This is a genomic window from Saccharopolyspora sp. NPDC002376, from assembly GCF_053593195.1.
The window spans coordinates 21,625-47,354 of sequence record NZ_JBSFBZ010000008.1; the positions used below are offsets into that span (position 1 = coordinate 21,625).

The window sequence follows — 25,730 nt, forward strand, 5'->3', positions numbered from 1 at the left end:
GACGCAACCGATAGCCCTTTCACCTGAAGATCAAGACGCAGAGGCTACGCAGATCATCACTCTCAGTGTTCAACAAAGATGACCATCTGATAACGGCCGTCATCTTTAGAAGCCGCGGCGAGGCATTTCCATCCAATCCGCCGCGAAGACGATCAGAGAGAGGCCGGTTTTCGCAGGTCCGCATCCCGATCGCGGATCAAGGCTCGCCACCCCGCCAGAAGGCGCCGTCGCCCCGTCAGTCCACAGAGGACACTGCGGCCACAAGCCCGGCGAACAGTGCGAGCAGCTTCCACCCGGAAGATCATCCGGCGCTGGAAGTGGCCTTGCGCACAAGAACCGGCGATTCCAGGCCTCCCGCACTTTGAGAGCCGGTGCCGTTCAACCGCAGGATCTGCTTCACTGGCGCGCATGACGCCTGGTGATCAGTGGCGGCTGCTCGTGCAGCGCCTCCACGTCGACCTCCGCCGCGTCACCTCCGCAGGGTGTCGGCGCGCGCGGTAGCCCCGCTCGCACCGTCCACTCCCCCGTTTCCGGCTTCGCATCGCAGCGCGCGTTCCCCCGTGCGCCGGTTTCGGCACCCCTCGCACCCTCGGAGAACATCGTGCAAGCGTTCCTGATATTCGCGCTCGGCGGTTTCGTCGCGCAACTGGTCGACGGATCCCTGGGCATGGCTTACGGCGTCACTTCGACAACGATCTTGCTCGCCGCCGGGATGAGCCCGGCCCTGGCCTCAGCCTCGGTGCACCTCGCCGAGCTGGGCACTTCCTTGGCCTCCGGTCTCTCGCACTGGAAGTTCGGCAACGTGGACTGGCGCGTCGTCATCACGCTCGGCGTGCCGGGCGCCATCGGCGCGTTCCTCGGCGCCACCGTCCTCAGCAACCTCTCCACCGAGGCCGCCGAGCCGTGGATGTCGACGATCCTGCTCGTGCTCGGCGCCTACGTGCTCACGCGATTCGCCTTCCGCCCGCTGCGCCGCCGACAGCTCACCGGTGTCAGCTCGAAGCTGCTCGCCCCGCTCGGCCTGGTCGCCGGGTTCGTGGACGCCACCGGCGGTGGCGGCTGGGGCCCGGTGGCGACCCCGACGCTGCTGAGCACCGGTCGGGTCGAACCGCGCAAGGTCATCGGCTCCGTGGACACCAGCGAGTTCCTGATCGCGGCCGCGGCGAGCCTGGGCTTCCTGTTCGCCCTGTCGCACCAGAACCTGTCCTGGACGACCGTGGGTGCGCTGCTGCTGGGCGGCGTGGTCGCCGCGCCGCTGGCGGCCTACCTGGTGCGCATCGTGCCGATGCGGCTGATCGGCGTCGGAGCCGGCGGGCTGATCGTGTTCACCAACGCGCGGACCCTGATCAAGGACTTCGACCTTCCCGGGCCGTCCCACGCGATCATCTACTCGGTGATCGTCGTGGCCTGGGTGGCCGCCATCGCCTACACCGTCCGAGTTCACCTCGCAGAGCGCCGCGCAGGGGACACCGACGAGGTGGCGGAGACTGCGGAGGCAGTGCGCAGCTGACCTCGCACCGGGGTGACGGTTCCACCAGAGCCGCCACCCCTTCGAAAATTCAGCACAACCTTCAGCGGCGACCACGCAATGCTGACTCTGAGCGAAGATTTACCCACGTGCCGTATCGCCGAGATCAACCGAACGAGTTACTGTTCGGTAGACCGTGTGGAAGCCCCCCGACACACGGTAGGTGCCCCGGGTGAGGAGTTCAGCACTCCCCGCCCGGGGCACCGCTCCCCGTACCGCGGCCTTTGAACGCGGCCGCAAACGTTTCGCGGTCAAGTGTGCACCGGCTCGTTGGTATATTCCAGCCGCCACGCGGCCCAATCCTCCGCACCCACATCAGCACAGCGCAACCGTGCAATCCGCCTCGGTCACGACGTTTCATGTCTCCAGCACTCACGCCCGCGCGAAGCGCCGCTGGGTATCGTTCGGCCGAACGCGGATCCCACGGAGGCGAGATGGCACCGCAGGCCACCGAGACGACTGGTGCCAAGCGGTACTGGCGACTGATCAGCCGGTTCGCCGCGGCATCGGTGGTGGCCACCGCGATCAGCCAGGTCGTCTTCCTGCTCGCCTACTCCCTCGGCGCCGCACCGGTAGCGGCGACGATCATGGCGTGGCTGGCGGGCGCGATCCCGAACTTCACCCTCAACCGACGCACCTGGGGCAGCACCGACCGAGCGAACCTGCGCGGCGAAATCCTGCGCTACGCGATCATTTCGGTGACCACGGCCCTGCTGGCCGCCCTCGCCACCCACAACGCCGAAAGCCTCGCCCGGTCCCTGTTCCCAGATGCCCGCAGCGCGCAGGTGGCGGTCGTCTGGGGAGCGTTCCTGGGCACCTACGTGGTGATGTTCGTGATCAAGTTCTTCCTCGTGGACCGCCTGGTCTTCCCCGAGCAGAACCGCTGACCCACCCGCGCCCCGGCGGAACCCTCCCAAATTTCCCCAAATTTGGAATTTCCCACCCCGGCGCTGTCCCAGACCTTCCCAATTTTAAGGAAATTTGGACGCCCTCCGCGGTCAGCGGCGTTGTTCGGGGGAGCGGCCGAGCTGGCGGGAGTGCGCGTGGGTCGCCTGCACCCACTGCGTGACGGACGGACGCGTGATCAGCACCATCAACGTGATCACAGCGGCAGCCAGAACGACCCATACCAACATCGTGGTGAGGTCCGGCCTATCACCGCGCCCGAGGAAAGAACGGAGCACGCCGAACCCGGTGACGGCCACCGTGATCCACCCGGCCATCGCCATCGTCCCGGTGTTGGGAAACCGCGGATTCAGCAGCCGGACAACTCCGAGCACGTGCATGACGCCAACGGCGCCGACGATGAACGTCAGCAGCACGACGGCGATCTCCCCGCCCCCACTGGCCCCAGCAAGCCCGGCGACCAACGTGTAAACGGCAACCCCGAGCACGACCAGCGCAACAATTCCCCCGAGCGCAGCAGCACCAAGCACAGCCCCAGGCCGATTCGGAGCTTGCTGAGGCGTCGGGTTCGAAACCTGTTGCTGTGGCGGAGGAGTCGGAATCGGCCCGGACGGCTGCGGCGGCCCCTGCCGGCGAGGCGGCACGCCCCCACCAGCTCCCTGAGAATCCCCAGGCCTAGGTGGCTGCGACATGACCGCCCCTCCCCAACGCCAGCAACGAGCGCGAATCCTAACCGATCAATGGGCCGGGGAAGGCCGAAAATCCGGCCACACGGCGGCCTTCTCGGGGAGAAGGGGACAACGATCCCCGACTCTGGAACCCAAGGAGTCGGGGCCGTTGGTCTTGGGAGTCAGCTCTTCTTGTCGCCCTTGCCGAGGAACTTGTCCTTGACCTGGTCGAGCTTCTCCTTGTTCTTCGGGTCGGTGGCGTACTTCTTCGCCTGGTCGATGACCTGCTTGCCCTGCTTGCTCTTGGCGAACTCGGTGACCTTGTCGAACAGCGACATCGTTACTCCCCGCATCTCGGACTCACTGTTGATCAGCAGAATACCGACGCGGTGGGAGGATCAGCCCAGAACGCCGCGCACCGATGCGTGGCCCTTGAGCAGGTTGCGGGCCAGCGTGCGGCGCTGGATCTCGTCGGTGCCCTCGAAGATCCGCAGCAGGCGCAGGTCGCGGTACCAGCGCTCGATCGGCAGCTCCTTGGTGTAGCCCATGCCGCCGTGCATCTGCAGCACCCGGTCGACGATCTCGTTGGCGCGGGTGGCGCCGTAGAGCTTGGCGATCGACTGCGCGTGGCGCGAGTCCATGCCCTGGTCGATCTGCCAGGCCGCCTGCAGCACCAGCCAGCGCAGTGCCTCGATCTCCACCGCCGAGTCCGCCACCATCCACTGGATCGCCTGGCGCTCGGCGATCGGCTTGCCGAAGGTCTCGCGCTGCTTGGCGTAGTCCATGCCCATCTCGACCAGCCGCTCGCAGGAGCCCAGCGCTCGCGCGGGCAGCATGTAGCGGCCGTGGCCGATCCACTGCATGGCGAGCTTGAAGCCGTGCCCGACCTCGCCGAGGACGTTGCCCTCAGGAACTCGCACGTTGTCGAAGACCAGCGCGGCCGGCTGGCGCTCCCACGGGCCCATGATGTCGATCGGCTCGGACTTCCAACCCATGTCGCGGTCGACCAGGAAGCAGGTGACGCCGCCGTTGGCGCCCTTCTCCTTGTCGGTGACGGCGAAGACCATCACGAAGTCGGCGTCGATGCCGCCGGTGATGAACGTCTTCTCACCGTTGATCACCCACTCGGCGCCGTCCTTGACCGCCGTGGTCCGCAGGTCCTTGGCGTCCGACCCGGCGCCGGGCTCGGTGATCGCGAAGCAGGACTTGCGGGTGCCCTCGATGGTCGGCAGCAGGTAGCGCTGCTTCTGCTCCTCGTTGGCGTAGTAGAGGATGTTGTCGGCGTAGCCGCCGAACCGGAACGGCACGTAGGTGCGGCCGAGTTCGATCTCGATCAGCGCGGACATCACCGCTGACAGGCCCATTCCGCCGTACTCCTCGGGCGTCTGCACGCCCCAGAACCCGGCTTCCTTCGCCTTCTGCTGCAGCTCGTGCTGCTCGTCCTTGGTCAGGCCGCGCTCGCCGGCCCGCTCGCGGCGCAGCACCTCCGGCTCCAGCGGCGCCAGCTCGCGCTGGACGAAGTTGCGCACCCAGTCCCTGATGTCGCGTTCGGTGTCGGAGAGCGAGAAGTCGACCATTGCCGGATCCTTTCCTGCGGCCATCTAACTAACGTTGTTAGTTTTATGGCAGCCTAAGACGGCCCCGGCGAGCGCCGCAAGAGATCCGACTAGGAGAAGACGTGCCCAGACCGACCACTCCCCGGCTGTCGCCGGAACGCATCCGCCGCGTCGGACTGGAGATCATCGACGCCGATGGCCTGGAAGCGCTGTCCATGCGCCGCCTCGCCGAACGCCTCGGAGTGCGCGCGGCCTCGCTGTACAACCACGTCGCGACCAAGGAAGAACTGCTGCACGAGATCGCCGAAGACGTGATGGGCTCGGTGGACGTCTCGGACTTCGAGCAGGACTGGACGACCGGCCTGCGCAGCTGGGCCCGCTCCTACCGCGCGGCGCTGGCGGCCCACCCCAACCTGGTGCCGTTCCTGGCCTACGGCCCGGCCCGCCGCGAGAACGCCCTGCGCCGAGCCGATGCGGTGCACGGCGGCCTGACCAGCGCGGGCTGGCCGCAGCGCTACGCCACGATGATCGGCGCCTCGACGAAGTACCTGGTGGTGGGCTCGGCGATGGGCTCGTTCAGCGGCGGCTTCCCGGACGACGCGGACCTCTACGGCGACCGCTTCCCCCACCTGAACAAGGCACACCTGCTCCGCGAACACGCAGCGGAAATCGACGCAGCCAGCTTCGAACTAGCCCTCGAAGCCCTCATCGACGGCCTGCAGAAGCAGTACCGAGAACTCACCGGCTAACGCTTGGGAGTCACTCATCGACTCCTTCCGGCGGAGGCACCGGGCCAAAGTCCCCTTCGATCGGACCACTCAAGCGCTTGACCAGTTCCGGGTCGGTATAGATGAGCGCCGTTGCCTTCCACTCGTGACGTCACCTTGATCGACTAACTCCGCGACGCTCTTGGGATCCCGCTGCTTCACTCCACTGGACCTCACGCTCTTTCAGAACTCCACAGCAAGTCGGCACGAGATCACTCATCCTTCCGGTTGACGTGGGTCACTGGTGGTTCGTAGCGTCCTTGACGCAGAACCGAATAGCGCGCCTACGACGTCGTGCGGGAGAGACTCCGGCCCTTCTCGGGACCGGGGCGCCGAAGGAGCAACACTCCCCAGCAAACTCTCAGGCACCGGCACCGCACGACACCAGGCGATCACGGAGAAAAGCAGAAGCATGCACTTCTCGCCCACGGTGCAAGCCACCTCCCGAGGTGGCGAAACTCTCAGGCCAATGACTCCGGGGAGACCGCCCGACCAGCGCAGCCCGCGCAGGTCGGGGTCGAGGTGTCCCCGATAAGGTTGGGCGCAGTGAGCTGACCGGCCCTCGACTGCCGACCGGCGCCCACCAGGAGGAGTCCCACCACCATGTCGTCGCCACGACAGACGCCCTTGCACCACGTGCACGAGGAACTCGGCGCCAACCTCACCGAGTTCGCCGGCTGGCAGATGCCGCTGCGCTACTCCGGTGACATCGCCGAGCACAACGCGGTGCGCACCGCGGCCGGCCTGTTCGACCTGAGCCACATGGGCGAGATCCGGATCAGCGGCCCGGAAGCCGCGGCCGCGCTGGACCACGCGCTGGTCGCCAACGCCTCCAGCATCACGCCCGGCCGCGCGCGCTACACCATGATCTGCAACGCGCAGGGCGGTGTGCTGGACGACCTGATCGTCTACCGCCTCGCCGAGCAGGAGTTCCTGGTGGTGGCCAACGCCGCGAACGCCGCCGTGGTCTCCGCCGAGCTGACCGAGCGGATCAGCGGGTTCGACGCCCAGCACGAGGACGTCTCCGATGACTACGCGCTGATCGCGATCCAGGGCCCGAACGCCGTCGCGATCCTCGCGCCGCTGACCGAGACCGACCTCTCCGGCGTCAAGTACTACGCGGGCTACCCGGCCCAGGTCGCGGGCAAGGACGTGCTGCTGGCGCGCACCGGCTACACCGGCGAGGACGGCTTCGAGCTGTTCACCGCGCCCGGCGACGCCGAGGCCGTGTGGCAGGCGCTGACCGAGTCGGGCGCGGAGCACGGGCTGCAGCCCGCCGGGCTGTCCTGCCGCGACACGCTGCGCCTGGAAGCCGGCATGCCGCTGTACGGCAACGAGCTGTCCGCCGAGCTCACGCCGTTCCACGCCAACCTCGGCCGGGTGGTCAAGCTCGACAAGACCGTCGACTTCGTCGGCAAGGAAGCGCTGGCCGCCGTCGCGGAGAAGCCCACCGAGCGCACCCTGGTCGGGCTCAGCACCGACCAGCGCCGCGCGCCCCGGCACGGCTACCGCGTGCTGGACGCCGACGGCGCCGAGATCGGCGTGGTCACCAGCGGCGCCCCGTCCCCGACCTTGGGCCACCCGATCGGGATGGCCTACGTGGACCGCGAGCACAGCGAACCCGGCACCCAGCTGCAGGTAGACATCCGCGGCAAAGCAGTCGCGGTGCAGGTCGTCGAGCTGCCGTTCTACCGCCGCAACGCCTGAGAGAAACACAGGAGGCAACACCATGTCGACACCGGACCTGTTCAACGACCAGCTGGCCGCGGTGGACCCCGAGGTTGCGGCGGCGGTCGGCGCCGAGCTCAACCGCCAGCAGACCACGCTCGAGATGATCGCCTCGGAGAACTTCGCGCCCCAGGCCGTGCTCGAAGCGCAGGGCTCGGTGCTGACCAACAAGTACGCGGAGGGCTACCCTGGCCGCCGCTACTACGGCGGCTGCGAGCACGTCGACGTCATCGAGCGGCTGGCCATCGAGCGGATCAAGGAGCTCTTCGGCGCTTCTTACGCCAACGTGCAGCCGCACTCCGGCGCACAGGCCAACGCGGCGGCGATGTTCGCGCTGCTCAAGCCGGGCGACACCATCATGGGTCTGGACCTGGCGCACGGCGGCCACCTGACCCACGGGATGCGGATCAACTTCTCCGGCAAGCTCTACAACGTGGTGCCCTACCACGTGCGCGAGGACGACCACCGCGTCGACATGGACGAGGTCGCCCGGTTGGCGCGGGAGAACAAGCCGCAGCTGATCGTCGCCGGTTGGTCGGCCTACCCGCGGCAGCTGGACTTCAAGCGGTTCCGGGAGATCGCCGACGAGGTCGGTGCCTACCTGATGGTGGACATGGCGCACTTCGCCGGTCTGGTCGCCGCGGGCCTGCACCCGAACCCGGTGCCGCACGCCCACGTCGTCACCACCACCACGCACAAGACCCTGGGCGGTCCGCGCGGTGGCGTGATCCTGTCCTCCGACGAGGAGTTCACCAAGAAGTTCAACTCCGCGGTGTTCCCCGGTCAGCAGGGCGGGCCGCTGGAGCACGTGATCGCGGGCAAGGCGGTCGCGTTCAAGGTCGCCGCTGGTGAGGAGTTCAAGGACCGGCAGCGCCGCACGATCGAGGGCGCGCAGATCCTGGCCGAACGGCTGCTGGCCGACGACGCCAAGGCGGCCGGGGTGCAGCTGGTCTCCGGCGGCACCGACGTGCACCTGGTGCTGGTCGACCTGCGCAACTCCGAGCTGGACGGTCAGCAGGCCGAGGACCGGCTGCACGAGATCGGCATCACCGTCAACCGCAACGCGGTGCCCAACGACCCGCGCCCGCCGATGGTGACCTCGGGTCTGCGCATCGGCACCCCGGCGCTGGCCACCCGCGGCTTCGGCAAGGAGGAGTTCACCGAGGTCGCCGACGTGATCGCCGAGGCGCTCAGGCCGGGCTTCGACGAGTCCACCAGCACGAAGCTGCGGGCCCGCGTCGAGGCGCTGGCCGCGAAGCACCCGCTGTACCCGAACCTCTGACGGTTCCGGCACTCAACGGCCGGCGCACGCAAATCCGATTTGCGCGCGCCGGCCGTTTTTTTCTGAATTTTCTCTTCCTCGAGCTCCGGTATCCAATCGATCTCTCCCCCCCGAAGAGGGCCGGTCTCAACTGCTCCGAATCCCTTGCGGGCACCGATCGGATGCCGGATTATCTGCGCAGTTCCAGCGAAACACGCTGACGGGCACCGTGTTGCGGGAGGCGGCCCACGTGGTTCCGCCGCACCGAAAACCCGCACCGCTTCTTGGAGGAGTCCACTTCGATGAGCCAACCAGCCACCGAGGAGTATCGGAAGGATCTGAGCAACCGGCACATCAACATGATCGCCATCGGCGGAGCGATCGGCGTCGGGTTGTTCCTCGGTTCCGGAAAGGCGCTGCACCAGGTCGGCCCCGGCCTGATCCTGATCTACGCGATCGCCGGCGTGATGATCTTCTTCGTCATGCGGGCGCTCGGCGAGCTGCTGATGTACCGCCCGGTGAGCGGTTCCTTCGCCGAGTACGCGGGTGAGTTCGTCGGGCCGTGGGCGCGGTTCGCGGTCGGCTGGGGCTACTGGCTGGTCTGGATCGTCACCGGCATGGCCGAGATCACCGCGGTCGGCAAGTACTTCCTGTTCTGGTTCCCGGACGTGCCGCAGTGGATCCCGGCGCTGGGCGCGCTGATCGTGCTCAGCGCGGTGAACCTGATCGCGGTGAAGCTGTTCGGCGAGTTCGAGTTCTGGTTCGCGCTGATCAAGGTGCTGGCCATCCTGGGCCTCATCGTGCTGGCCGCGGCGATCCTGGTGTTCGGCTTCAGCGACCTGGGCCCGACCGCCTCGCTGAGCAACATCTGGAACAGCGGCGGGCTGTTCCCCAACGGCCTGGCGTCCTCGCTGCTGGCGTTCCAGATCGTCATGTTCGCCTTCGTCGGCGTGGAGATGGTCGGCCAGACCGCCAGCGAGAGCAAGGATCCGCAGAAGGTGCTGCCTCGGGCCATCAACTCGGTGATGTGGCGGATCCTGATCTTCTACGTCGGCGCGCTGATCGCGCTCACCGCGCTGGTGCCGTGGTTCCAGTTCCCCACCGACATCAGCCCGTTCGTGCACGCCTTCACCCTGATCGGCATCCCCGCCGCCGCGGGCGTGGTCAACTTCGTGGTCACCACGGCGGCCCTGTCGTCGTGCAACAGCGGCATCTACTCCACCGGCCGGATGCTGCGCACGCTGTCCGAGGACGGCCAGGCCCCACGCGCCGTCGGCCAGCTCAGCGGCCGGGCGGTGCCCGCGCGGGCGATCGCCGTGACGTTCTGCGCGATGCTGATCGGTGTGGTGCTCAACTACTTCGTTCCGGAGCAGGCGTTCACCTACATCACCAGCGCCAGCACCGCCGGTGCGATCTTCACCTGGGGGATGATCGTGATCGCCCACCTGGGCTACCGCCGCAAGGTGGCCCGTGGTGAGCTCCCGTCCGGGCCGTTCCGGATGCCGTTCGCCCCGTGGTCGAACTACGTGGTCCTGGCGTTCCTGGCGTTCGTCGTGGTGCTGCTGGCCTTCGACGAGGAGACCCGCATCGCCCTGTACATCACGCCGATCCTGGCCATCGCCATCGGCGTGGGTTACGTCGCGGTGCGCAAGCGCAGCTCGGAACCCGCTCAGGTGCAGAAGTAACCGAGCACTGCCACCTCGGGTGGGCGCAATTTCTCGCGAAATTGCGCCCACCCGAAATTCATTCGAAACAGCTCGCGCGTCGGGACGGATTTCGGCAACGGGGCGCGGTCGATCTTGTAGCAGTACAACGTTGTTGGGGCCGTTCCGGCTCCGCCAGGCTCGGTGGCATGGCGATCTCGCTGGACGTGCTGGTCGCCAAGTCGCTCGACCGCGGTGCGCCAACGGTCGCCGCTGCCGGACGGGTCAGGCGGCACTTCTTCGGTCGCCGGGTGAAGCTCAACACGATCATCAACGTCAAGAGCGGGATGTGCCCGGAGGACTGCAACTACTGCTCGCAGCGCCTGGGGTCCACTTCGAACATCCTGGCCACTCGCTCCAGACGATCTCGTCACCGTCGCGGCTGACGCGGACGAAGACCGCACCGCAGCAGCCCCACGTGCACTCGGCTTCGGCGAGCATCACCTCGCGCGGCTCGTCTTCGGGCAGTAGCGGGCTGTCCGGCCCCAGCAGAATCTCGGGATCAAGCCTCGGCCCCTCGCCGAACTCCGGTCCGATCAGGTCCTGATCGTCGACCAGGAGCTTGGTCTCCACGAGGTTCCAGGCGGACTCCTCGGGCAGGATCACCGAAATGCTCAGACTGCTTGACACATCACCAAGCTAAGCAAGACCTCCACGTGATTTCCACCGCTCCACGCGTTGCGATGTCCGGCGATTACTCGTGGATATTAATCGTGAGAAGTAGCCGGTCCGGACTTCAAGTAGTGCAGGACCGCGAGAACTCGGCGGCTGTAGCCGGTGGTCCGGGGCAGGTCGAGCTTGTCGAAGATCGCGTTCGCGTGCTTCTCCACCGCGCTCTGAGAGATGTGCAGGTTCGCCGCGATCCCCGCGTTGGTCCGTCCCTGGGCCATCTCGTCCAGGACGTCTCGTTCGCGGGGCGTCAGTGCCGCCAGCGGGTCGCGGGCGCTGGTGGACAGCAGACGACGGACCACCTCCGGGTCGAAGGCAACACCGCCCTCGGCCAGCCGCTGCAGGGCGTCGAGGAACTCGTCGATCTGCACCACCCGGTCCTTGAGCAGGTAACCGACGCGCGCCGAATCACCGGTCAGCAGCTCGACCGCGTAGCGCTTCTCGACGTACTGCGAGAGGACCAGCACGCCGACTTCCGGGAACCGGCGCCGGATCTCCAGCGCAGCGCGCAGGCCGTCATCGGTGTGGGTGGGCGGCATCCGCACGTCGACCACCGCGACGTCGGGGCGGTAGCGGTCCACCTCGACGAGCAAGCTCGGCGCGTCGCCGACCGCCGCCAGGACCTCGTGGCCCTCTTCGGCCAGCAAGCGCACCAAGCCTTCCCGGAGCAGCGTGGCGTCATCGACGGACTGGTCGGGTGGGTCACCGGGTTGATGGAGGCCATCGGCAGCCCCGGTGCCGGGCTGGCCGTGGCGTTGGAGAACCTGTTCCCGCCGATCCCCAGCGAAGTGATCTTGCCGCTGGCCGGGTTCGCCGCAGCTCAGGGCTCGATGAGCCTGCTCGGGGCCATCTTGTGGACCACGCTCGGTTCGATCGTCGGGGCGGTGGTGCTGTACTACCTCGGTGCCTGGCTCGGTCGCGACCGCACCCGCGCGATCGCGACCAGGTTGCCGCTGGTCAAGGTCGCCGACGTAGACCGCACCGAGGCGTGGTTCGCCCGCCACGGAACCAAGGCGGTGTTCCTGGGCCGGATGGTGCCGATCTTCCGCAGCTTCATCTCGCTGCCCGCCGGGGTGGAGCGGATGCCGGTGGCGCCCTTCCTGCTCCTGACCGCGCTCGGCAGCCTGATCTGGAACACCGCCCTGGTCCTCGCCGGGTACCTCCTCGGCCGGAGCTGGTGGCTGGTCGAGTCCTACGTCGGGATCTTCCAGCAGGTGGTCGTCGTCGCAGTGCTCGTCGCGGTCGCCTGGTTCGTCACGACCCGACTCCTCCGCGCCCGTCGGGCCACCCGGTCAAGTGAGCGGTGAAGGGCACCTTCGGGCAAGCCCGCCCGTTCGCCCGACCGCCGCCCCGCAAGGAGGCCCTTCACCGTTAGAGGTTCAGCTCGGTGCGGAGCCAGTCGTGGAACTCTCCGATGTGGTGTTCGGAGGGGACCAGGACTCCTCCGGCCGCGTAGGCGCGGGAGCTCATAGCTGGTTGGCAGCGTTCGCAGGCTTCGAAGTCCTGCTCGTTGACTCGGTGGAACAGTTCCACCGAGCGGGAGATGTCGTGGCCTGCGTCGAGGACTTCTGGCGCGTAGAGCCAGTCGCACTCGACCAGGGTTCGGTCCACCGCCAGGGGGAACATGCGGTGCACGATGACGTGGTCCGGCACCAGGTTCACGAACACCTGGGGGCGGACGGTGATCGCGTAGTAGCGGCGGTCGTGCTCGTCGCCGACTCCGGACAGGCGGCCGAAACCACCGGTTCCGTCCACTGTGAACCCTTCCACCTCCTCCCCGAACTCCGCGCCGTGGCCAACGTAGTACTGGGCCGCGTAGCCGTCAGCGAACTCGGGCAGCACCTCGGTGAGCTCGGGGTGGATGGTGGCGCAGTGGTAGCACTCCATGAAGTTCTCGATGATCAGCTTCCAGTTGGCGCGCACGTCGTAGCTGATGCGGCGGCCCAGCGACAAGCCGTCCACGCCGTAGCCGTCGATCACCTCGGTGCTGCCGAGCCGCTCCGCCACCGCGCCGATGACCTGCTCCTCGAACGACGGCGGTTCGTCGGCCAGGCACACCCAGGCGTAACCGAGCCACTCCCGCAGCGCTACCGGGATCAGGCCGTACTCGGTCCGGTCGACGTCCGGCATCGAGGTGAGGTTCGGGGCGGCGACCAACTTGCCGTCGGTGCCGTAGGTCCAGGCGTGGTACAGGCACTGGAAGCTGCGCTTGACCTGCCCGGATTCCGCCGTGCACAGCTGCGCGCCGCGGTGCCGGCAGATGTTGAGGAACGCCCGCAACGCACCATCCCTGCCCCGCGCGACGAGCACGCTCTCGCGTCCTACTTGGACGGTCTGGAACCGACCCGGCTCGGCCAGGTCCGCGGTGCGCACGGCGCAGAACCACGTGGTGTAGAAGATCCGGTCCTGCTCCAGCGCGAACAGGTCCGGGTCGGTGTAGAAGTGGCCGGGCAACGTGGAGATGAGACTGGCCTGCCGGTCCGTCGTCGTCATGCATCCTCCAAAACCTGGTCTACGACGCGGCGCGCCCGCCGCGCGCACACTGCGATGTCAAAAACCCGCCTCCAACCCACCCGGTCTCGACGGACAGGTCCCCACGGCTGGGGCACCGGGATCACAGTTTCAATTGAAACTGTGATCCGTCGTGCCTGGGATTTACAGTTTCAATTGAAACTGTGGTTTTCCCGAGGACGGCTCAGCTGCGCAGGCGCTTCATCTCGGGGTCGAACAGGGGCTCTTCGGCGACCACCGCTGGGAGGCGTTCGCCGAAGTACTCGATGTCCGTGCGGGTTCCGGGCACGGCCAGGGAACTCGGTAGCCAGGCGTAGGCGATGCTCGCGCCGATGGTGTATCCGTAGGCCGCGCTCGTGACGTATCCAACCGGTTGGCCGTCGGTGTAGACCGGTTCGGAGCCCATCACGACCGATTCGGGGTCTTCGAGCAGCAGCGGGCAGAGCCGACGGTCGCCCGCTCGCTCGGCGAGCGCTGCCTTGCCCAGGAAGTCCTTGTTCATCCGGACGGCGAAATCCAGGCCGGCTTCGAACGGGTCGTGCTCGGTGGTCATGTCCGCACCCCACGACCGGTAGCCCTTCTCCAGCCGCAGGCTGTTGAAAGCGCTGCGCCCAGCCGCGATCACGCCGAGCCGCTGCCCCGCTTCCCACAGCACGTCCCACAGCTTCCGCCCCTGATCCGCCGTGGTGTAGAGCTCCCAGCCGAGTTCGCCCACATAGGACAGTCGCATCGCGGTCACCGGAACACCACCGATGAAGGCCGCCTTGTTCTTGAAGAAACCGAAGCCCTCGTGGGAGAAATCGGCGTCGGTCAACGGCTGCACCAGCTCGCGCGCGAGCGGCCCCCACACGCCGATGCAGCACGTTCCGGGCGTGATGTCGCGGACCTGCACGTCGGACGGCGCGTGCCGGCGCATCCACTCCAGGTCGAGGTTGCCGTTGGCGCCGACCTGGAAGCGCTGCTCGGACAGCCGCGCCACCGTCAGGTCGCTGCGCACTCCCCCGGCCTCGTCCAGCGACAGCGTGTAGGTCACCGAGCCTGGCTTCTTGGCCAGGTTGTTGGTGGTCAGCCACTGCAGGAAGTCGAGCGCACCCGGCCCGGCGACCTCCAGGCGCTTGAGCGGCGTCATGTCGAACATCGCCACTCGCTTGCGCGTGACCAGGGCTTCCGCACCGGCGATCGGCGACCAAAACCTGGATTCCCACTCGCCGCGCGGCGGGACTTCAGCCACCTCGGGCAGGTTGGCGTTCGCCTCGTACCAGTGTGGTCGTTCCCAGCCCGACGCTTCGAGGAACACCGCGCCGAGTTCCTGCTGCCGCTCGTGGAACGGGCTGGTCCGCAGCGGGCGCGGCTCCTGGCCGGGTTCCAGCGGGTGCAGGATGTCGTAGACCTCCACGAAGCTTCGGCAGCTGCGCTCCATCACGTATTCCGGACTGCGCTGGGCGTTCTCGAACCGGTTGAGGTCGCAGGAGTGCAGCGATTCGGCCGGTTGCCCGTCGACCAGCCACTGCGCCATCGCCCGCGCCACGCCCGCCGAGTGCGTGATCCACACGGCCTCAGCGACCCAGAACCCGTGCAGGTCGGGGTGCTCGCCGAGCAGCGGCATGCCGTCCGGGGTGAAGGAGAACAGGCCGTTGATGCCCTCGACGACCTCGGTGTCGGCCAGCTCCGGCAGCAGCGCCCGTGCGTCGTCCCAGGCCGGCTGGAAGTCCTCCGCGGTGAACGGCTCGATCGAGGGCATCACCGTCGAACCCGACTCGCGGATCGCTGCGGGATCCAGGGGCATCGGCCGGTGGCCGTAGTAGCCGATGCCGATCCGGTCGACGTGCTCCCGGAAGTACAGATCGCCGTCCTGGTGCCGCAGGATCGGCAGCCCGGCCTCGGTGCGCTCGTCGTTGCGGCCGGTCAGCGATGCCAGCGGCCCGGTCTTGGCGTACTGGTGCGCCATCGGCACCAGCGGGACGTCCAGGTCGACCAGCGCACCGATCAGCGGACCCCACATTCCTGCGCAGGAGATCACCACGTCCGCGGCGAAGCGGTCCTGATCGGTCACCACGGCGGTGACCCGACCTGCGCTGCGCTCCACGGAAACGACCTGCTGCCCCGACAGGAACCGCGCGCCGCGAGCCATCGCTCGACGGGCCTGAGCCTCAGCAGCGCGGACCGGTTTGGCCAGGCCGTCGGTGGGGATGTGCAACCCGCCTTGGATGCGCGTGGGATCGACCAGCGGGTGCATTTCGGCGCATTCGCCGGGGTCGCGCAGGTAGCTTTCCACGCCCCACGAGGTCAGCCAGCCGTGCCGCCGCTTGGCCTCGTCCCACCGCTCCGGCGAGGCCGCCACCTCGAGGCCACCGAGCGGCTGGAAGCACCACTCGCCCTCGAGGTCGCGGTACTTCTGCGCGGTGTAGGCGGCGAAGCGGGTCATGGTCCGGCACGCGTTGGCTTGGAACACCAGCCCCGGCGCGTGCGAGGTCGAGCCACCGGTGGCGAACAGCTGGCCCTTCTCGAGGACGGTGATATCGGTCCAGCCGCGTTCGGTGAGCTCGTCGGCGATGGCACAACCGACGATTCCGGCTCCGATGACGACCACGCGGGGCTGATTGCCCATGGTGCCTCCAGGGCTCGTCAAGCAGTGGGGGGGTTGTTGCGCTATGCGCGCCAAGTTCCGATATGAGCAACACGGTCACCGGCGACCCCCGTCGCCGTCAAGAGCGGAAGCCGAGTTTTCCCGCCGCGTAACACGGATGGACGTCACGGACGAAGAAACGGCAGAACCCTCTTGACGTACCCCTGATCGGAGCCGCACATTGTTGCGCATTGCACTCCGTGTTCTGGATAGCGCAACGGAGGTCCAGATGTTCGAAGCCTGCTCCATGTCCGAGCTGCCCCCCGGCGAGTCCGTTCGCATCGACGCGCACGTGCCTATCGCGGTGTTCAACGTCGACGGCAAGCTGTTCGCGATCGACGACACCTGCACCCACCAGGACGCCTCGCTGGCGGAGGGCTGGGTGGAGGACTGCCGGGTCGAGTGCCCGCTGCACGCGGCGGCGTTCGACCTGCGCACCGGGCTGCCGTGCGGCCTGCCGGCCAAGAAGCCAGTGCGGACCTACCCGGTGCAGATCGCCAACGGGATGGTCTACGTCGAGACCGAAACGGCGGAGGTCGCATGAGGACGGTCGCGGTCGTCGGCACCGGCCTGGCAGGGTGGCAGGCGGCGCAGGAATTGCGCGCCCAGGGCTTCGACGGCCGGATCGAGCTGATCGGCGAGGAACCGCACCAGCCGTACGACAGACCACCGCTGTCGAAGGCGTTCCTGACCGGCGAGCTGATCGCGGAGGATCTCGCGCTGGCCGACGACGCCGAACTGGCCGCGGCGGACGCGACGTGGCGCCTGGGTCGCCGAGCCGTCGCCCTGGTCCCCGACGAGGCGGCGGTCGAGCTCGACGACGGCACCCGCTGCCGAGCGGACGGCGTCGTGATCGCGACCGGCGCGGCACCGAAGACGCTGTTCCCGGGCGTGCACACCCTGCGCACCCTCGACGACGCGATCGCGCTGCGCGGAGCGCTGCAACCGGGCACGCGGGTGGTGATCGTCGGCGCCGGGTTCGTGGGTGCCGAGGTCGCCTCGACCTGCCACGCGCTCGGCATCGACGTCACGGTGGTGGAAGCGCTCGAAGTGCCGTTGGCGCACATCATCGGCGAAGAGCTGGGTGCGGTGTGCGCGGCGCTGCACACCGATCACGGCGTCGGGCTGCGCTGCGGAATCGGAGTCTCGCAGCTGCGCGAGTCAGCGGTGGAACTCACCGACGGCACAGTGCTGCCCGCGGACGTCGTGGTGGCCGGGATCGGCGCCCGGCCGAACACCGACTGGTTGCGCGGCTCAGGACTCGCGGTGTCCAACGGCGTCGAGTGCGATGCCGGCGGCGTCACCAGCCTGAGCAACGTGGTGGCAGTGGGCGATGTGGCCCGCTATCGCGGGCAGCGCTTCGAGCACTGGACCACAGCGCTGGAACAACCGGCCACCGCAGTGCGGAACCTGCTCGCCGGGTACACCGCGGCCGACTTCAACGCGGTTCCGTACTTCTGGTCCGAGCAGTACGGGGTGCGGATCCAGTTCGCCGGGCAGGCACGTCCGGACGACCAGGTGAAGATCGTCGACGGCGCACCGGACGACCGCCGGTTCGTGGCGACCTTCCACCACGACGGCGAACCGACCGGCGTCCTGGCCATGAACAACCCGAAACTGTTCACCAGACACCGCAAACAACTCGCCGCGCTGTGCGCTTGAGCCCGGCTGCTCAGGCCGCGGATTCGACGTCCTTCGCAGTCTCCTCCGGCACCGCCTCGGGCTGCTTCGAGCCGCGCTTGCGGCGCCGGAGCCAGATCACCACGCCCACCACGACGACCACTGCCGCCAGGATCCAGCTCGCCCGGCCCAGCGCGTCCTCGATGTACTTCGCCGAGGCTCCGGCCAGCCAGCCGATGCTCACGTGCGTCGCGGACCAGGCGACCGCACCGATCAGCGAGGTCACCACGAACCGCGGGTAGGACATCCCGCTGGCCCCGGCCGCCGCCGGCATCAGCGTGCGCACCACCGGAAGGAAACGGCCCAGCAGCACCGCGCCGATCCCCCACTTGCACAGCAGCTGCCCGGTTCGGTCCCAGTGCTGCTGCCCGAGCTTGCGGACCACCTTGGTCTCGCGCATCTTCAGCCGGTATCGGCGGCCCAGCCAGAACCCGATGTTGTCCCCGACGGCCGCGCACAGCGCGACGACTCCGGCAAGTACGAAGAAGAAGCCCGGGTCGGTGACCGCGGCCGACGCGATCAGCAGCCCGCTCTCACCCGGCACCAGGAAACCCAGGCCGATGGTGCATTCGCCGAGGACGAGGGCTCCGGTCACGAGTACCAGTAGCGGCTTCGGCAGGCTTCCGACAGCTGCCAGAACGTCGCTGATGAAGGTCACGGAACGGGCTCCTCGGGCGGGGGGCTTCGACTATCCCTGTCACGCTACCGGCGCAATGAGCGCCAGGTGTCCGCAATGCCCCTTACCCAACCCTGAGACTGAAGTCACACCTTCGTCGTACTGTAGCGCCGCTACCCGTGAAAACGCATCCGCTCCACCACGCGCGGTAGCCCTCCGGCTGATCAACGCAGGAGCGCCCAGCCCGAGATTCGGAGGATTCCAAATTTCCCTAAAATTGGAAATTTCCGCGACGGAAGCCGGTGCTCAGCAGGCCTTGACCCAGGAGCACTCCAGGTCGCCCTCATCGACCTCGGTGTTCGGCTGGTCGCGTTGGACTCGCTGTTGCGGCACCTGTGGCCGGCCGTGCGGCTGATCGTCGGCGCCCCGGTATTCGGCGAGGCGGATGGCGATCGCGTCCTCCAGATCCTGCGGGGCATCGGAGACGAAGTCGTTGAAAAGGACCGAGAACACCAGATCCCGACCGTTCGCCGCGGTCACGTAGCCGGACAACGAGGTCACGCCGGTCAGCGAACCGGTCTTGGCGTGCACGTTGTTCTCCGCCGCCGTCCCGCCCATCCGGTTGCGCAGCGTGCCACCGACCATTCGGTCCGCGACGCCGGCCACCGGCAGCGAGTCGTACCAGGACTGGAACCAGGGGCGCTCGCGAGCGTTGTCGAGCAGCACGGTCAGCTGTTCCGGCGTCACGCTGTCCATCCTGGACAGACCGGAGCCGTCGACCATGCGCAGCACCTCCGGCGACAGCCCCATCCCGCGCAGCTTCTCGTCGAGCACCTCCAGGCCGGCTGCCCAGCTGCCCTCGCCGCGGACCTCCCGGCCCATCGCCTTGATCAGCACTTCGGCGTGCCCATTGTTGCTCAGCTTCATGAACGGCACGAGCAGCTCGCGCAACGGCATCGACTGCCGATCGGCTAGCACCCGCGCACCGTCCGGTGCCGCCTTCGCCCCCGCGTTGCGCACCTGCACGCCGTGCGCGCCGAGGGCTTTGGCGAACACATCGGCGGCGTAGGCGGATGGGTCCGGCACCGTGGTGAAGTCCACGACCGGCTCCGCTCCGGCTGGAACCGACCCGCTCACCACCACCCGCGATCCGCCGTGATCGCGTTCGACCACGACGTCCGGCTCACCGTCGGCGGCGGAAGTGGTGGTTTGGTTGTCGATCTGCACGACGTCGGTCGGCGGATCCAGCTGAACCTGGGCCGACTGTCCCTCGGCTGTCGGGCTGACCCGCACCATCGCGGTTCCGGCGTCGAAGTCGGTGTCGGGCGCCACGGTCAACGCCGAGATCCGCGCGGAGTAGTAGTACGGCTCGTCGTCCCAGGCCCACCCGGTGCCCAGCGGCACGTCGTCGAACCAGGTGTCGTCGGTGCGCAAACCGCCCTGCACGACGCGGATCCCGGACGCAGCGACCTGCTCCGCCAGCCGGTCGTATTCAGCGGCGAGCATCGTCGGATCACCGGTGCCTCGCAGATGCAGATCGCCGAGCAGGACCGGACCCGCCTGGCGCGCATCGGTGACGACCTCGGTGCGGAACTTGTAGTCCGGACCGAGCGCCTCCAGCGAGGCGGCCGAGGTCAGCAGCTTCGCGTTGGATGCCGGAGTGGCCCGAGCTGCGGCCTGCCTGCTGTAAAGAACTTCGTCGGTCGCTGGATCGCGGACCACCACTCCCGCGTGCGAACCGTCCAGCCGTGGGTCGGCGAGGATCTCGTCGAGGTCCGAGCGCAGCGCGTCCGGCCCCGTCGGGGCAGCACCAGTTGGAGCCACGAGGGCGAACGGAATCCCCATCGCAGCAACCAATCCGAACGCCAAGCCCCAACGTCGACGCATCGCGCAACTCCCTCGGCTCACCCACTCCGATCATGCAGAGTAAACAGACCGACACGGAGCGTCAAAGGATTTTCGCGCCGCGAGCGGCGATGGCCGTTCTAACAACCACGGCCGCTCACGACCAGCACAAGACACCCGCACCGCTAAGCAAAAGGACCACCGGAGACAGGAACTCAAGCAACAGCGATCGAAGTGGCCATCGCCAGCAGCGCGCCGCCGCAGCACCGCTCGAAGACCTTGCGCCGCCGCGGGTCGGCCAGCAGCGCCGACAACCAGCGCACCGAGGGCACCACGATCAGCCACCACACCGCGAATCCGCTCACCGCGACCGCGCTGAGCAGAGCGGCCTGGGTCATCGGGTCGGCGGTCGGGTCCATCGCCTGCGGCAGCAACGTCAGGAAGGTCAGCATGACCTTGGGATTGAGCACATCGGTCAGCAGTCCGCGCAGGAACACCGAGCGCCCCGAGGTCGGCACCACCAGCGCGGGCTCCTGGTTGGTAGCGGCGCCGGCCTTGCGCAGGATCTGGAAGCCCATCCAGGCCAGGTAGACCACGCCGATCGCCTTCACCACGAACAGCGCCGCCGGAACGGCGACCACCAGCGCGGAAAGCCCCAGGGTGGCTGCCGTCGCATGCACCAGCAGGCCGCAGGTCGAACCGGCCGCAGCCAACCAGCCCCACCGCGCACCGGTCGCCGCATTGCGGGTGACCAGCACGAAGTCGGGACCCGGTACTACGACGATCACCAGCAGCGCCAGCAGGTACGGCCCCCAGGCGATGTGCACGACTCCTCCTTCGAAAGAAGTGGTTGGGAAGTGCTGATATTTTCGGGTGTCTGTTCGCCGCTTCACCACCTGCGCCGTAGCATCTTCGGATATGCAGGACTTCGTAGAACTTGATTCGGTTGACTGGCGCATCTTGGAGCTGTTGCAGAACGATGCGACGCTGCCGAACCGCGCGCTCGCCGAACGGGTCGGCCTGGCGGCTTCCAGTTGCCTGCAACGAGTTCGCCGCCTGCGCGAACAGGGCGTGATCACCGGATCGCACATCGACGTCAACCCGGCCGCGACCGGACTGGCGCTGGAGGCGGTGGTGGCGATCAACGTCCGGCCGCACACCCGGCAGGTCGTCGACCAGTTCCGCGAGTTCGTGATGAAGCAGCCGGAGACCCGCTCGCTGCTGCACGTCAGCGGTCAGGCCGACTTCCTGCTGCACATCGCGGTGGCCGACACCAAGCACATGCAGGAGTTCCTGGTCGACAAGCTGGCCTCCCGCACCGAGGTCCGCCACTTCACCAGCTCGATCGTCCTGGAACAGCTGCGCACCAAGGCCCTGACCCCGCCCCGCCACCTGCGCCCGAAACGCCGCCGCCGCAACTGACACACGCCGACGCGTCGGTACCCAGATACGCAAAAATCGGACATCCGATTTCAATGGGAATTGCGGATCAGCAGGTCCGGGGCCGGGTCAGTCGTTGACCCGGAGGAGGCCTTCCTGGACGACGGTGGCGACGAGCTGGCCGTCGCGGGAGAAGAAGCGGCCGGTCGCCAGGCCGCGGCCGCCGGAAGCGCTGGGCGAAGCGCAGTCGTAGAGCAGCCAGTCGTCGGCGCGGAAGCGGCGGTGGAACCACATCGCGTGGTCCAGGCTCGCGCCGTTGACGTCGTCCAGACCCCAGTACACGCCGTGCCGGGCGAGCACCGCGTCCAGCAGCGTCATGTCGGAGGCGAACGCCGCGGTGCACACGTGCAGCAGGTCGTCGTCGGGCAGCACGCCGTCCGCCCGCATCCACACCTGGCTGCGCGCCTCGCGCTTCCCGCTCTCGCGACTCACCCACGGCGGGTCGGTCACGTAGCGCACGTCGATCGGGCGCGGCTGCACCTTCCCGAGCTTCTCGAACAGCGACCCGACCTGCTCGCCGTAGGTCGGCAGCGTCTCCGGGTCCGGCACGTCGGGCATCGGCTCGGCGTGGTCGATGCCGCCCTCGTCGACCTGGAACGACGCCGACAGCGAGAAGATCGCCTTGCCGCGCTGCACCGCCACGACTCGGCGGGTGGTGAACGAACGGCCGTCGCGGGTGCGGTCGACCTCGTAGACGATCGGGATGCTCGGATCGCCAGGCCGGATGAAGTAGGCGTGCAGCGAGTGCACCCGCCGCTCCGGCGGCACCGTGCGACCAGCTGCGACGAGCGCTTGACCGGCGACCTGACCGCCGAACACGCGCACCGGGGAGGACGCGGGGCTGACCCCGCGGAAGATGTTCTCCTCGATGCGCTCGAGGTCCAGCAGGGCCACCAGGCTGTCCAGCACCGGCTGGCCGTGCGGCATGCCGTTGACGTCCAGCGGGACGTCGCCCGGCAAGCGGTTTCCCGCTGGGTCTGCGGCGGCGGCTCGGGCCGCTTCGGTCACTGCGCGCTCCTCATCAGGTCTTGCACCAGGTCAGAACGGACGGGAGCGCCGGGTGGCTCCCGTCCGAATCAGCGGATCAGACGTGGTCTTCCTCACCCAACCGGTGCACGCGGATGAGGTTGGTCGAACCGACCGTTCCGGGCGGCGAACCCGCCACGACGACTACCATGTCACCGCGCTGCGAGCGCCCCAGGGACAGCATCGCCTGGTCCACCTGCCGCACCATTTGGTCCGTGGTGTCGACCTTAGGCACCAGGAACGTCTCAGTCCCCCAAGTGAGAGCGAGCTGACTCCGCACCGACTCCTCGGGGGTGAACGCCAGCAGCGGCAGCCGGGTGTGCAACCTGGCCAACCGGCGCACGGTGTCGCCGGACTGCGAGAAGGCCACCAGGGCCTTGGCGTTGAGGCGTTCGCCGATGTCGCGCGCCGCGTAGGAGATCACGCCGCGCTTGGTGCGCGGGACGTGGCTCAGCGGCGGCGGCTCCGTCGACCCGGCCTCGACCGCTTCGACGATGCGCGCCATCGTCTGCACGGTCTCCACCGGGTAGCGGCCGACGCTGGTCTCCCCGGAGAGCATCACGGCGTCGGTGCCGTCGAGCACCGCGTTGGCGACGTCGGAGGTCTCCGCGCGCGTCGGACGCGAATTGTTGATCATGGAGTCGAGCATCTGGGTGGCGACGATGACCGGCTTGGCGTTCTCACGCGCGATCCGGATCGCCTTCTTCTGCACCAGCGGCACGTGCTCCAACGGGAGTTCGACGCCGAGGTCACCGCGGGCGACCATGACGCCGTCGAAGGCCAGGACGATGGCCTCCAGGTTGTCCACCGCTTCCGGCTTCTCCAGCTTGGCGATCACCGGGACGCGGCGGCCGACCCGATCCATGACCTGGTGCACCAGGTCGATGTCGGCCGGGCTGCGAACGAAGGACAGTGCGATGAAGTCCACGCCGAGCACCAGCGCGAACTCCAGGTCCTGGATGTCCTTCTCGGACAGCGCGGGCACCGAAACATCCATGCCCGGCAACGAGATTCCCTTGTGGTCCGAAACCGGACCACCTTCGGTCACCTCGCACACGACGTCGTTGTCCTCGACGCCGGTGACGGTCAGCCCCACCTTGCCGTCGTCGACCAGAAGTCGGTCGCCGACCTTGGCGTCGTTGGCGAGGCCCTTGTAGGTGGTGGACACCCGGTCGTGGGTGCCCTGGACGTCGTCGACCGTGATGCGCACGATGTCGCCGGTACGCCACTCGACCGGCCCGGCGGCGAACTTGCCGAGTCGGATCTTCGGTCCCTGCAGGTCGCCGAGAATGCCCACGGCGCGGCCGGATTCCTTGGCCGCCGCCCGGACCATGTCGTAGACCTGCTGGTGATCGGCGTGGCTGCCGTGGCTGAAGTTCAGCCGGGCGACGTCCATTCCGCTGCTGACGAGCTCTGCCATCTTCTCCGGTGTGGCAGTGGCAGGGCCCATGGTACAAACGATCTTGGCTCGTCGACTCACATCATGCCAGCCTAGTCTGTTGACCGGCGTGCGCAGCACGCGCCATGCCCGCAGAAGGCCCATCGGGGAGATCGTTGCTGGATCATTACAGAAAGCAGCTCACCCGGCTACCGTTCGGCATCGTCGCGCTGGTGAGTCTGCTCATCCTGTTCATGCCCGCGTCAGGCGTGCCGAGCGCGCCGCCCGGCACGGACAAAGTCGTGCACTTCGTGCTGTTCGCTGCCCTTGCCACCACCGGCCGGATCGCCGGATTCCCGCTGGTCAAGCTGCTTCCCGCGCTGGTGGGCTACGCGGCGGCGTCGGAGGTGCTGCAGGGCTTGCTGCCGCTCGGCCGCAGCTGCGAGCTGGCCGACGGCTTGGTGGACACCGCGGGTGCGATCGTCGGCTGTGCGGTCGTGGCGCTGGTGCGGAAGGTCAGCGGCGCTTCTTCCCGGTGACCCCGACGTGATCGGCGCACCACTGGTTGAGCTCGCGGACCTGCGTCCACGCCTGCCAAACCCGGTCCAGGCAGCTGCGCTCGTGGAGCGCGTCGTCAGGTTCCCAGCGCTGGAAGACGTAAAGCGTCCGGCGCTTGAGCAGATCGAGTCGTGGGTGGTCGGCGTCGAACCCGCGGGGACGGCTCTTGAGCGCCTCCCCGGCGATCTCCCAGCCAGCGGCCTCCAGTTCGTCGAGCAGCCGCCGCAGGTGTTCGCCGTGGATCTCGGTGTCCACCGCGGTCCGGAAGCGCGCGAGCTGGTCGGACTCGGCGTGGAAGCACCCGCCGGCGACCATCATCCCGGCAGCGCCGACCTCGACGTAGTAAGCCCCGCCGCCGCGCCCCTGCTCGATCACGGCCCCGCAGTGCGTCTTGTACGGCGACTTGTCCCGGCTGAACCGCACGTCCCGGTGCGGCCGGAAGACCTTCCCCGAACCGAATCCGGGCCCGAACTCGGGCTCCAACTCGGCGATCAGCGCCTCCATCGGCCCCCGCACGTGCTCCTTGTAGAGGGCCAGGTTGTCGCTCCAGAAAGCCTTCGAGTTGTCCGCCTCGAGCCCGTCGAAGAACTCGACAGCCCCATCCCCAAAACCCTCGAACCGCACACCCCCACCCTATCCAGGGCGCGATCAGCACCGAGACGCACGAGTCAGCCGCCGTACTGCCCGGGGATGCTGCTCCGCCACAGCTCGACTTCGGGTACTCGCTCCAGCGTCCAACCCGGGGCGCCGTCGACCTCGACATCGGGTTCCGGGAACGGGTGCTCGGAGGCCGCGGGGTACCGGCTGAGCCACTTCGACACGTCTTGCCGGGTCACGCCGAGCTGCCGCGCGAGACCCGATACGCCCAGGTAGTGCTGGGCGGTCATGACGACGCCGACCCGTGCATCTCGCCCTCCCCGCGAACGGACGGGGACATTGTCCGACCCCGGGACGGACGGCACCACCGGGTTCAGGTGGCGCTCCTGGTCGGAGACGACGAGCCAGTGGATGTGGTGAGCCGGGGGCTCGTCGGCGAACAGCACCCCGCCGACGACCTCCGAGGTGACGGCGACGAGCTCTCCGGACCGGCAGATGTGCCCGCGCACGGCGCGGTGGAATCCCGGTTCCTCGACCACGCGATCTTCACGCACCCGGGGGACGTGATCCGCTCTTCTGCGTGATTGACCGCGGGAATCTGTTCCCTTGGCCACACTTCTGGGTGACGGGGCGTAAGCGGGGACAAGATCGCAGGTCAGAGGGCATT

General features: G+C 68.0%; 25 protein-coding genes, 1 pseudogene and 2 riboswitches. Of the genes and pseudogenes, 12 read left to right on the forward strand and 14 right to left on the reverse strand.

Annotation, left to right across the window (positions count from 1 at the left end):
* The first annotated feature begins 601 nt into the window (after nucleotides 1-601).
* Together ACWCO2_RS08310 and ACWCO2_RS08315 are read left to right on the forward strand one after the other, a co-directional pair.
* The gene (locus tag ACWCO2_RS08310) at nucleotides 602-1,510 is read left to right on the forward strand and encodes a sulfite exporter TauE/SafE family protein (RefSeq protein ID WP_450127030.1); all 909 of its coding nucleotides are present in this window, start codon (nucleotides 602-604) and stop codon (nucleotides 1,508-1,510) included.
* 452 nt (nucleotides 1,511-1,962) lie between these two features.
* A complete protein-coding gene (locus ACWCO2_RS08315) occupies nucleotides 1,963-2,415 on the forward strand; it encodes a GtrA family protein (RefSeq protein ID WP_450127031.1) in 453 nt (150 codons plus the stop codon).
* 111 nt (nucleotides 2,416-2,526) lie between these two features.
* Here the strand turns inward: ACWCO2_RS08315 and ACWCO2_RS08320 are convergent, their stop codons facing one another.
* From ACWCO2_RS08320 to ACWCO2_RS08330, 3 genes are all read right to left on the reverse strand, one after another.
* The gene (locus ACWCO2_RS08320; RefSeq protein ID WP_450127032.1) at nucleotides 2,527-2,964 is read right to left on the reverse strand and encodes a hypothetical protein; all 438 of its coding nucleotides are present in this window, start codon (nucleotides 2,962-2,964) and stop codon (nucleotides 2,527-2,529) included.
* Between the two features lie 320 nt (nucleotides 2,965-3,284).
* Nucleotides 3,285-3,440 (reverse strand): hypothetical protein, encoded by a 156-nt coding sequence (locus tag ACWCO2_RS08325; protein WP_450127033.1) that lies wholly within the window; start codon nucleotides 3,438-3,440, stop codon nucleotides 3,285-3,287.
* A gap of 60 nt (nucleotides 3,441-3,500) precedes the next feature.
* Nucleotides 3,501-4,679 (reverse strand): acyl-CoA dehydrogenase family protein, encoded by a 1,179-nt coding sequence (locus tag ACWCO2_RS08330; RefSeq protein WP_450127148.1) that lies wholly within the window; start codon nucleotides 4,677-4,679, stop codon nucleotides 3,501-3,503.
* Between the two features lie 101 nt (nucleotides 4,680-4,780).
* On the opposite strand from ACWCO2_RS08330, the gene ACWCO2_RS08335 reads away from it, so the two are divergent.
* From ACWCO2_RS08335 to ACWCO2_RS08355, 5 genes and pseudogenes are all read left to right on the forward strand, one after another.
* Nucleotides 4,781-5,407: a TetR/AcrR family transcriptional regulator gene (locus tag ACWCO2_RS08335; protein WP_450127034.1), complete on the forward strand. Its 627-nt coding sequence runs from the start codon at nucleotides 4,781-4,783 to the stop codon at nucleotides 5,405-5,407.
* A gap of 305 nt (nucleotides 5,408-5,712) precedes the next feature.
* Nucleotides 5,713-5,812, forward strand: a riboswitch (glycine riboswitch).
* Nucleotides 5,813-5,911: riboswitch (glycine riboswitch) on the forward strand.
* 117 nt (nucleotides 5,912-6,028) lie between these two features.
* Complete coding sequence (gcvT, locus tag ACWCO2_RS08340) at nucleotides 6,029-7,132, forward strand: glycine cleavage system aminomethyltransferase GcvT (protein WP_450127035.1); 1,104 nt, start codon at nucleotides 6,029-6,031, stop codon at nucleotides 7,130-7,132.
* A gap of 22 nt (nucleotides 7,133-7,154) precedes the next feature.
* Nucleotides 7,155-8,435, forward strand: a complete 1,281-nt coding sequence (gene glyA / locus ACWCO2_RS08345) for a serine hydroxymethyltransferase (RefSeq protein WP_450127036.1) — start codon at nucleotides 7,155-7,157, stop codon at nucleotides 8,433-8,435.
* Nucleotides 8,436-8,716: 281 nt separating this feature from the next.
* Nucleotides 8,717-10,099: an amino acid permease gene (locus ACWCO2_RS08350; RefSeq protein ID WP_450127037.1), complete on the forward strand. Its 1,383-nt coding sequence runs from the start codon at nucleotides 8,717-8,719 to the stop codon at nucleotides 10,097-10,099.
* A 167-nt stretch (nucleotides 10,100-10,266) separates the two neighbouring features.
* Nucleotides 10,267-10,464, forward strand: a pseudogene (locus tag ACWCO2_RS08355) (hypothetical protein); the annotation flags it as partial.
* Here the strand turns inward: ACWCO2_RS08355 and ACWCO2_RS08360 are convergent.
* Nucleotides 10,394-10,747: a hypothetical protein gene (locus tag ACWCO2_RS08360; protein ID WP_450127155.1), complete on the reverse strand. Its 354-nt coding sequence runs from the start codon at nucleotides 10,745-10,747 to the stop codon at nucleotides 10,394-10,396. The pseudogene ACWCO2_RS08355 and the gene ACWCO2_RS08360 sit on opposite strands and share 71 nt — an antisense overlap.
* A 77-nt stretch (nucleotides 10,748-10,824) precedes the next feature.
* On the reverse strand, nucleotides 10,825-11,439 hold the full coding sequence (locus tag ACWCO2_RS08365) for a LuxR C-terminal-related transcriptional regulator (protein ID WP_450127038.1): 615 nt from the start codon (nucleotides 11,437-11,439) through the stop codon (nucleotides 10,825-10,827).
* On the opposite strand from ACWCO2_RS08365, the gene ACWCO2_RS08370 reads away from it, so the two are divergent.
* On the forward strand, nucleotides 11,413-12,093 hold the full coding sequence (locus tag ACWCO2_RS08370) for a DedA family protein (protein WP_450127039.1): 681 nt from the start codon (nucleotides 11,413-11,415) through the stop codon (nucleotides 12,091-12,093). The two genes, ACWCO2_RS08365 and ACWCO2_RS08370, sit on opposite strands and share 27 nt — an antisense overlap.
* Before the next feature lie 64 nt (nucleotides 12,094-12,157).
* On the opposite strand, the gene ACWCO2_RS08375 is transcribed toward ACWCO2_RS08370, so the two are convergent.
* Together ACWCO2_RS08375 and ACWCO2_RS08380 are read right to left on the reverse strand one after the other, a co-directional pair.
* A complete protein-coding gene (locus ACWCO2_RS08375; RefSeq protein WP_450127040.1) occupies nucleotides 12,158-13,279 on the reverse strand; it encodes an aromatic ring-hydroxylating oxygenase subunit alpha in 1,122 nt (373 codons plus the stop codon).
* A gap of 202 nt (nucleotides 13,280-13,481) precedes the next feature.
* Complete coding sequence (locus ACWCO2_RS08380; RefSeq protein ID WP_450127041.1) at nucleotides 13,482-15,905, reverse strand: GcvT family protein; 2,424 nt, start codon at nucleotides 15,903-15,905, stop codon at nucleotides 13,482-13,484.
* A 247-nt stretch (nucleotides 15,906-16,152) separates the two neighbouring features.
* Here ACWCO2_RS08380 and ACWCO2_RS08385 point away from each other — a divergent pair, with 247 nt between their 5' ends.
* Nucleotides 16,153-16,467, forward strand: coding sequence for a bifunctional 3-phenylpropionate/cinnamic acid dioxygenase ferredoxin subunit (locus tag ACWCO2_RS08385; RefSeq protein ID WP_450127042.1), 315 nt, complete (start codon nucleotides 16,153-16,155; stop codon nucleotides 16,465-16,467).
* Nucleotides 16,464-17,585 (forward strand): NAD(P)/FAD-dependent oxidoreductase, encoded by a 1,122-nt coding sequence (locus ACWCO2_RS08390; RefSeq protein ID WP_450127043.1) that lies wholly within the window; start codon nucleotides 16,464-16,466, stop codon nucleotides 17,583-17,585. The genes ACWCO2_RS08385 and ACWCO2_RS08390 overlap by 4 nt, the downstream gene beginning before the upstream one ends.
* Nucleotides 17,586-17,595: 10 nt before the next feature.
* Here the strand turns inward: ACWCO2_RS08390 and ACWCO2_RS08395 are convergent, their stop codons facing one another.
* The 3 genes from ACWCO2_RS08395 to ACWCO2_RS08405 all read right to left on the reverse strand — a co-directional run bounded on the left by ACWCO2_RS08395 (nucleotide 17,596) and on the right by ACWCO2_RS08405 (nucleotide 20,891).
* A complete protein-coding gene (locus ACWCO2_RS08395; protein ID WP_450127044.1) occupies nucleotides 17,596-18,261 on the reverse strand; it encodes a DedA family protein in 666 nt (221 codons plus the stop codon).
* Nucleotides 18,262-18,525: 264 nt separating this feature from the next.
* Nucleotides 18,526-20,106 carry a D-alanyl-D-alanine carboxypeptidase/D-alanyl-D-alanine endopeptidase gene (gene dacB / locus ACWCO2_RS08400; protein WP_450127045.1) on the reverse strand — a complete coding sequence of 527 codons (1,581 nt, stop codon included), beginning with the start codon at nucleotides 20,104-20,106 and terminating at the stop codon, nucleotides 18,526-18,528.
* Nucleotides 20,107-20,279: 173 nt separating this feature from the next.
* Entirely contained in the window at nucleotides 20,280-20,891 is a 612-nt protein-coding gene (locus ACWCO2_RS08405) for a LysE family translocator (RefSeq protein WP_450127046.1), read from the reverse strand.
* A 91-nt stretch (nucleotides 20,892-20,982) separates the two neighbouring features.
* Here ACWCO2_RS08405 and ACWCO2_RS08410 point away from each other — a divergent pair, with 91 nt between their 5' ends.
* Nucleotides 20,983-21,486 (forward strand): Lrp/AsnC family transcriptional regulator, encoded by a 504-nt coding sequence (locus tag ACWCO2_RS08410; RefSeq protein WP_450127047.1) that lies wholly within the window; start codon nucleotides 20,983-20,985, stop codon nucleotides 21,484-21,486.
* An 87-nt stretch (nucleotides 21,487-21,573) separates the two neighbouring features.
* Here ACWCO2_RS08410 and tesB read toward each other — a convergent pair whose 3' ends face one another.
* Entirely contained in the window at nucleotides 21,574-22,512 is a 939-nt protein-coding gene (tesB, locus tag ACWCO2_RS08415; RefSeq protein ID WP_450127048.1) for an acyl-CoA thioesterase II, read from the reverse strand.
* A 76-nt stretch (nucleotides 22,513-22,588) separates the two neighbouring features.
* Nucleotides 22,589-24,010: a pyruvate kinase gene (gene pyk, locus ACWCO2_RS08420; protein ID WP_450127149.1), complete on the reverse strand. Its 1,422-nt coding sequence runs from the start codon at nucleotides 24,008-24,010 to the stop codon at nucleotides 22,589-22,591.
* A 131-nt stretch (nucleotides 24,011-24,141) separates the two neighbouring features.
* Here pyk and ACWCO2_RS08425 point away from each other — a divergent pair, with 131 nt between their 5' ends.
* Nucleotides 24,142-24,447, forward strand: coding sequence for a VanZ family protein (locus ACWCO2_RS08425; RefSeq protein ID WP_450127049.1), 306 nt, complete (start codon nucleotides 24,142-24,144; stop codon nucleotides 24,445-24,447).
* Here ACWCO2_RS08425 and ACWCO2_RS08430 read toward each other — a convergent pair.
* Nucleotides 24,425-25,090 (reverse strand): DUF2461 domain-containing protein, encoded by a 666-nt coding sequence (locus ACWCO2_RS08430; RefSeq protein WP_450127050.1) that lies wholly within the window; start codon nucleotides 25,088-25,090, stop codon nucleotides 24,425-24,427. The genes ACWCO2_RS08425 and ACWCO2_RS08430 overlap by 23 nt on opposite strands.
* 44 nt (nucleotides 25,091-25,134) lie before the next feature.
* The gene (locus ACWCO2_RS08435; RefSeq protein ID WP_450127051.1) at nucleotides 25,135-25,617 is read right to left on the reverse strand and encodes a hypothetical protein; all 483 of its coding nucleotides are present in this window, start codon (nucleotides 25,615-25,617) and stop codon (nucleotides 25,135-25,137) included.
* Between the last annotated feature and the right edge of the window lie 113 nt (nucleotides 25,618-25,730).